At 35.8% G+C, this 6,666-nt stretch carries 6 protein-coding genes; 4 read left to right on the forward strand and 2 right to left on the reverse strand.

Annotated elements, in window-relative coordinates; translation table 11 throughout:
* From E1171_RS10630 to amaB, 4 genes are all read left to right on the forward strand, one after another.
* A partial coding sequence (locus E1171_RS10630; protein ID WP_155205987.1) for a porin family protein occupies positions 1-1,263 on the forward strand: 1,263 nt, incomplete at its 5' end.
* 348 nt (positions 1,264-1,611) lie between these two features.
* Positions 1,612-2,727, forward strand: a complete 1,116-nt coding sequence (locus E1171_RS10635; RefSeq protein ID WP_155205988.1) for a saccharopine dehydrogenase family protein — start codon at positions 1,612-1,614, stop codon at positions 2,725-2,727.
* 10 nt (positions 2,728-2,737) lie between these two features.
* Positions 2,738-3,637 (forward strand): DUF1338 domain-containing protein, encoded by a 900-nt coding sequence (locus E1171_RS10640; RefSeq protein ID WP_155205989.1) that lies wholly within the window; start codon positions 2,738-2,740, stop codon positions 3,635-3,637.
* Positions 3,638-3,976: 339 nt separating this feature from the next.
* Positions 3,977-5,512 carry an L-piperidine-6-carboxylate dehydrogenase gene (gene amaB / locus E1171_RS10645; RefSeq protein WP_155205990.1) on the forward strand — a complete coding sequence of 512 codons (1,536 nt, stop codon included), beginning with the start codon at positions 3,977-3,979 and terminating at the stop codon, positions 5,510-5,512.
* 76 nt (positions 5,513-5,588) lie between these two features.
* Here amaB and E1171_RS10650 read toward each other — a convergent pair whose 3' ends face one another.
* Together E1171_RS10650 and E1171_RS23810 are read right to left on the reverse strand one after the other, a co-directional pair.
* Positions 5,589-6,059, reverse strand: a complete 471-nt coding sequence (locus E1171_RS10650; RefSeq protein ID WP_155205991.1) for an Lrp/AsnC family transcriptional regulator — start codon at positions 6,057-6,059, stop codon at positions 5,589-5,591.
* A 309-nt stretch (positions 6,060-6,368) separates the two neighbouring features.
* The coding region (locus E1171_RS23810; protein ID WP_187696389.1) for a DoxX protein at positions 6,369-6,666 on the reverse strand (298 nt) is incomplete at its 5' end.

Below are 6,666 nucleotides of genomic sequence, written 5' to 3' on the forward strand. Positions count from 1 at the left end.
ATTACCTGGGAAGAAAAGTTTAATCAGAAATCAACTCTTCAACTGTCATTTTATAGCTCTTTACAAAAGAGAGAAAATAATAGGAAAACCCTTTTAAAGGATAATTTAGAAGAAGAATATTCTTTTTTGGACACACTTCAGACCAATTTTGATCAAGATTTGATTTCACATCAAACTACCACTGTGGGATACTGGCTGAATAAAGGGGTTTTTTCTTTAAATCTTAGGTCAGGACTGCAATGGTCTGGTCTAGAAAGTAAAATTTTTTTTCCTTCCAAAGAGGCTATTAATAAAAGGTATTTGGCTTTTATTCCTTCTCTTGGTGCTAATTGGGAATTTGATAAGGGGAAAAATATTAGCTTTAATTATGGTGTATCTTCCCAATTGCCTTATGGAAGACAATTAAGGGAAGTATTAGACCAAAGGAATAGACTTTCATTGTATTTGGGGAATTCGGATCTTGATCAATCTGTAAGACAGAATATCAATTTGGGAATAAATGCTTCTTATCCAGAAAAGAAAAGTACCCTATCTATTTTTATTTCGGCTTGGTTAACTAAAAAGGCTATAGGAAATGAAATTATAACTCCGGCATCAGACACAACAATTGTTTTTAAAGAGGCTATAAATTTAAATAAGGGGGTACAGCTTAGACGACCAGTGAATTTAAGGGAGGAAAAGGGGATGAATATGTTTTTCTCATATGCTTTTCCGATTAACCTTCTTAAATCGAATTTTGGAGTTATTTCTAATTTTACGTACCTGGGAAACCCCAATCTATTTAATGGTCAGTATTACTTGACAAATTTATACGAAGGTAGGATAGGGGTGAATTTGAGTTCCAATGTAAATGAAAAATTGGATTTTAAATTATATAACAATTTGAATTATAATTATTTCAATAGCGCCCTTTCCCATCAAAGTAGTTCTAAAAGATTGACTGTAGATAGTGGGCTTAATATTTACTGGAATTTTTATAAAAATTTCATTTTCAGAAGTGATTTTCAAAACATCCTAAATAAGGATTTAAGTGGGAGTTTTGATCAAAATAGTACCGTATTAGATTTGGGTCTTTCAAGTCGTTGTTTAAAAAATAAGAGAGGGTTAATTGCCGTCTCAGCTTTTGATATTCTTAACAATAAAGTGGGCTTGGATTATATTGTCAATGACATTTATCTGGAGGAGTCTAAAAGGGAGGTTATGAAGCGCTTTTTTTTACTTAGCTTTACCTATAGAATTAGTGTTTCTATGAAGGAGAGTTAGTTTGATAGAAATTAAAGCACATATTTATTTTCCTAATTGATTCTGAACTTTAAAATAGAACCCTTGATGAGAGGGAATGAAAACTTCTAAGAATTGCCCTTTACAGGTCATATCTATTGTTTTATCCATTATTTTGGTTTGAACCCTTGAAATCGTCTTTTTAATCACTTTTCCTGGCAAATGAATATGAGGTAATTTATCTTCGCCTTTAGTTGGTTCTTTTTTTCTAACTTCCCTCAAAGGATTGTTTGTTTAAAATTGATTTGTTTTTTTTAGTTATAAGTCATAATTATTCTATTTTTGCAAAAAAAATAATTTTTGACTTACAACTTTTAAAAAGAGATCAACATGAAAAAGATACTTGTACTCGGATTGGGTAAAGTAGGGACCCTTGTAGGAGAGCTTTTAAGTGCAAAGTTTGAAGTGACAGGAGTGGATAAAGCTGCCCCACATTATGGAGGGTCACTTTCTTTTAATTATTTGGAAGGAGATGTGAGCTCCAAATCATTTTTGGATAGTATCTTACCTGAGTATGATGCGGTCGTATCGGCTTTACCTTATTTTTTGAATAAAAATGTGGCAAAAAGTGCTCATCAAGCAGGTATCCACTATTTTGATCTTACTGAAGATGTAGAAACCACCAACTATATTCGTACCCTTAGTGAAACCAGCAAAGGGGTGATGGCACCTCAATGCGGCCTGGCACCAGGCTTTATTGGTATCGTTGGGGCCCATCTTGCAAATGGTTTTACAAAACTTCGTGACATAGAATTGAGAGTAGGCGCCCTTCCACGCTACCCTAATGGGCTTCTGGCGTATTCTTTCACCTGGTCTCCTGCTGGTGTAATTAATGAATATTTGAATGATGCTGAAGTAATTCACAACGGAAAAAGAAAAATGGTACCTTCTTTGGACGGTATGGAATACATTAATACGGAAGGGCAGGAGTTTGAAGCCTTTTATACTTCAGGTGGTTTAGGTACCATGTGTGAAACTTATGAGGGTAAAGTAGATACCTTAAATTATAAAACCATGCGTTATCCTGGACATGGTAAGCTTATGAAATTCTTAATGTATGAGCTGATCATGAAGGACGATAAGAAATTGTTGGAGGATATACTTTACAAGGCAAAACCACCTGTTCAGGATGATGTAGTGTATACTTACGCGGTGGTAGAGGGATACAAAGGTGATACTCTTTTAAGGGATGAATATCATAATGCATTTTTCCCAATTGAAATTAATGGAAAGAAATGGAGGGCTATTTCATGGACGACAGCAGCTTCTATTGCAGCAGTAGTGGAAATGGTAGCAAACAAAACGCTTCCTAACCAAGGATTTATAAAACAAGAGGAAATTCCTTTCGATGATTTTCTGAAGACTGAAAATGGTAGCCTCTATTTAAGTCATGGAAAGTCAGGAGAATTTGTTAAAAAGCCATCTGACCTAGTTGAAGCACTTTAAAGGAGGATTTATGAGTAAGAGGGAAAAGCTGGATTTTATTATGAATGGCCTAATGGGCCGTTACAAAGATCGTGTAAACGATGTGAATAAAATTTTAAAGGCTTGTATTAATAAGGGACTGATAGAGAAAGGGGAGGATATTGAAAATGACCATATTGCCTTCCGAACCATGGGAGTGAATCATTTGGGTATCAAATCCTTTGAGAAGATATTTCTTCACTATGGATATACTCGAAAGGAACATTTGTTTTTTGAGGGGAAGAAACTGGATGCCTATTGGTATTCGCCTCCGGAATCACGCTATCCTCGAATTTTTGTGAGTGAATTACGTGTTGGTGATTTATCTTCCAAAGCCCAGCAAATTATTGCTAAATATACGGATCAAGTAAAAGCGGATCCTGTAGATTTTCTGGACTTGGATGACCCAATAGCTATAGATCATTTTCTACATAGTCCATTGTGGTCCTTACCATCTTTGGAAGATTATGATATTTTGAATGAGGAATCGGAATATGCTGCCTGGGTAATTTACAATCGTTATTATCTCAATCATTATACTATCAGTGTTCATAATCTTCCTCAAGGTTACAATACTATAGTGGATTTTAATGAATTTTTAGAAAGCATTTCTATAAAACTCAATAGGGCTGGTGGCCTTATTAAGACCAGTGGGGATGGTCTTCTGTTACAAAGTAGCTCAGTAGCACAACTTGTTGATGCGGAATTTGCAGGAGGAGTTAAACGGAAAATTCCAGGAAGTTATGTGGAATTTGCAGAAAGGAAGGTACTTCCACAATTTGGACATTTAGATAAAGAAGATATTCGAAGAATCCACCGTCGGGATGGTTTTGAAACTGCTAATGCGGATAAGATTTTTGAAAGTACTTATCTGGATCAGGTTTTAAATTAAAAGATGGCTCACGGGAAATAATTTTGAGTGTCGAATTAATAATTTTGATTATAATTCCTGTATTTTAAAAATCTGGATCTTTGTCAATTTTCAGTTTTATTAGAAATACAAAGGAACTATTAAAGTGAAGTTTTTAACTTTGCCAAGTTTCACTTCCGAAAAAATTGATTTAATGGAAAGGAGTGACTCCCTTCAGGTTTATTGGTAAAGTAGGGCTGTAAGGGAGCTCATAAGTTTAAAAAGTCGGTTTTTTTTAATTATCATGGAGAGTTTAAGTTTCTAATTCGACATAATTTTTAATCTCTTTGAAATAACTTTTGATAAACAATCTATTATTAGATGGAAACAATTAATGAAATTTTAATTGCTTTAAAATTAGAAGGTTCTATAAATGGACTTAGTACCGGTCTTGAGGACTGGAAAGGCCAAGGACCTTCGCTTAGTAGTTATTCTCCAGTGGGTGGGGAATTAATAGGAGAAGTAAATGAGGCCAATGAAGAAGATTACGAAAAGGTAATTGCCACTGCTCAGGAAGCAGCGAAAGTTTGGCGTGACATTCCAGCTCCCCAACGAGGAGAAATTGTTCGTCAGATGGGCAATGCTTTCCGTACTTATAAAGAACCTCTTGGGAAGTTGGTCAGCTTGGAAATGGGAAAAAGCTTGCAAGAAGGCCTAGGTGAGGTACAGGAGATGATCGACATTTGTGATTTTGCTGTTGGCCTTTCCCGACAACTTTACGGATTGAGTATGCATTCCGAGCGTCCTTCACACCGAATGTTAGAACAGTGGCATCCTTTAGGAGTTGTGGGTATTATTTCTGCCTTTAATTTCCCTGTGGCAGTGTGGTCCTGGAACGCTATGATCAGTTTTGCTTGTGGTAATGCCTGTGTTTGGAAACCATCCGAAAAAACACCTTTTTCAGCTCTTGCTTGTCAGAAGATTATAAAGAATGTGCTGAAAGAAAACAAAGTTCCTGAAGGAGTTTCTTGCTTAATTATCGGGCAAAGGGCTATTGGGGAAAAAATGGCAAATGATAGCAGGTTGCCACTCATTTCAGCTACAGGATCTACCAGAATGGGAAAAGCCGTAGGTGAAATGGTAGGAAAAAGATTAGGGAAATCTATTTTAGAGCTTGGAGGGAATAATGCTATTATTGTGTCCAAAGAAGCAGATTTAAAAATAGCTATTCCTGGAATTGTTTTTGGAGCTGTGGGTACGGCTGGCCAACGTTGTACGACAACCAGAAGACTTATTGTCCATGAGGATATTTATGACGCTTTAAAAGAAAAATTGGTAAAAGCCTATGGGCAATTGCGAATTGGAAATCCTTTGGATGAATCCAATCATGTTGGGCCTTTGATTGATACTGATGCTGTAAAACAATTTGAGGCAGCTATTGAGGAGGCTCAATATCAAGGTGGTAAACTTATTTCAGGAGGTAAAGTTTTGAAAGGAGAAGGACACGCTACGGGCTGTTATGTAACTCCTGCCTTAATTGAGGCTTCTTCTTCTATGTCTATCACCAAGCAGGAAACTTTTGCCCCAATCCTTTACCTGATGAAATACAGCAATTTGGAAGAGGCAATAACTATACAAAATGATGTTCCTCAAGGATTATCTTCAGCCATTTTTACTCTTAATATGAGAGAAGCTGAGCTATTTCTTTCACAAAAAGGTTCAGACTGTGGTATAGCTAATGTTAATATTGGAACTTCAGGAGCTGAAATAGGTGGTGCCTTTGGTGGAGAAAAAGAAACTGGTGGTGGAAGAGAAAGTGGGTCAGATGCCTGGAAAGCCTATATGAGAAGACAAACTTGTACATCCAATTGGAGTACCGAACTTCCATTAGCACAGGGAATTACTTTTGATTTATAAATAAAAATGTATTAAATAGGGTTGTGCCAAAAATACAACCCAAATCATAGAGACAAGGCTTGCTTTGTCTCTATTTTTATAGGTTTTTTAAAGGTGGATTTCGACGGAATGCACAACCAAAATCAATAATAGATTCTGTTTTTAAAATTCCATTAATCCCTTGAATTTGACTATACAAAAGGTCGCGCATGTGTTCATTATTTCTGGCTACCAGCCGAATAAAGAGTGTATAGCTCCCAGAAATATGATAACATTCTACAACTTCTGGGATTTTCTTTAAGGCTCGTACCACCTCAAAGGCGTCGGAATCATCTTTTAAAGTAATGCCTGAAAAACTTCCCCAGTCAAAACCCAACTTTTTTTCATCTATAACAATTGTGGTTCCTTTTAACACGCCCATTTCTTTGAGCCTTGTAATTCTTTGGTGAACCATGGTGTTGGATACGCCAATATCTGTGGCGATTTTTGAAAAAGGCTTTTTAGCATCTTTCTCTAATTCACTTAATATTTGCAGATCGTATTGATCAAATTGTCCTTGGTTTTTCATTTTTCACGGAGATGACTTCAAAAAGTGAAATTGATTAAAATTTGTCAAATTTGAAATAAAAAAGGTTGTTTTGACTTAAGGAAAGTTTTTGTGTAGGTATTTTATTTTAATTTTTAGATAAATAAAATAAGAGAATGAGCTTTACCTCTGTGATTTTTGTTTATTGTAAAGGGGATGCTAGTATTATTTCCTTTAATTCATTTTTAGCGAAAGCCCCTAAATAATAAGCTGTCCCAAAGATTGAGACAGCTTATTATTTAGGGGCTTTCGCTAATATGGAAAATCAAATCCTAATAGTGAATCAAAATTTTATTTTGCCGAAAGTAAGGCATTGTACTTACTTTTGTTAGCGAACATTAAGATAATGGTAAAAATGGTGACTAAAGCAGCTGCTCCAATTCCAGCAGGGTCGAGAAATAAATGAAATAGGACCATATTTACTGCTATTGGAGCCAAGATTACCAAAGACAGCGCTACAAAACGATTAGTGATTAAGGCTATTCCTACCAAAACTTCCAAGGTTTTTACAAGGATCATTAAGTACCCTGTTCCCATTAATGCTCCCATGAAATTTTGAGCTGCTTGCGGTGCCTCTGGCATCGGCATA

This window comes from Xanthovirga aplysinae, assembly GCF_009711365.1.
GTDB lineage: Bacteria > Bacteroidota > Bacteroidia > Cytophagales > Cyclobacteriaceae > Xanthovirga > Xanthovirga aplysinae.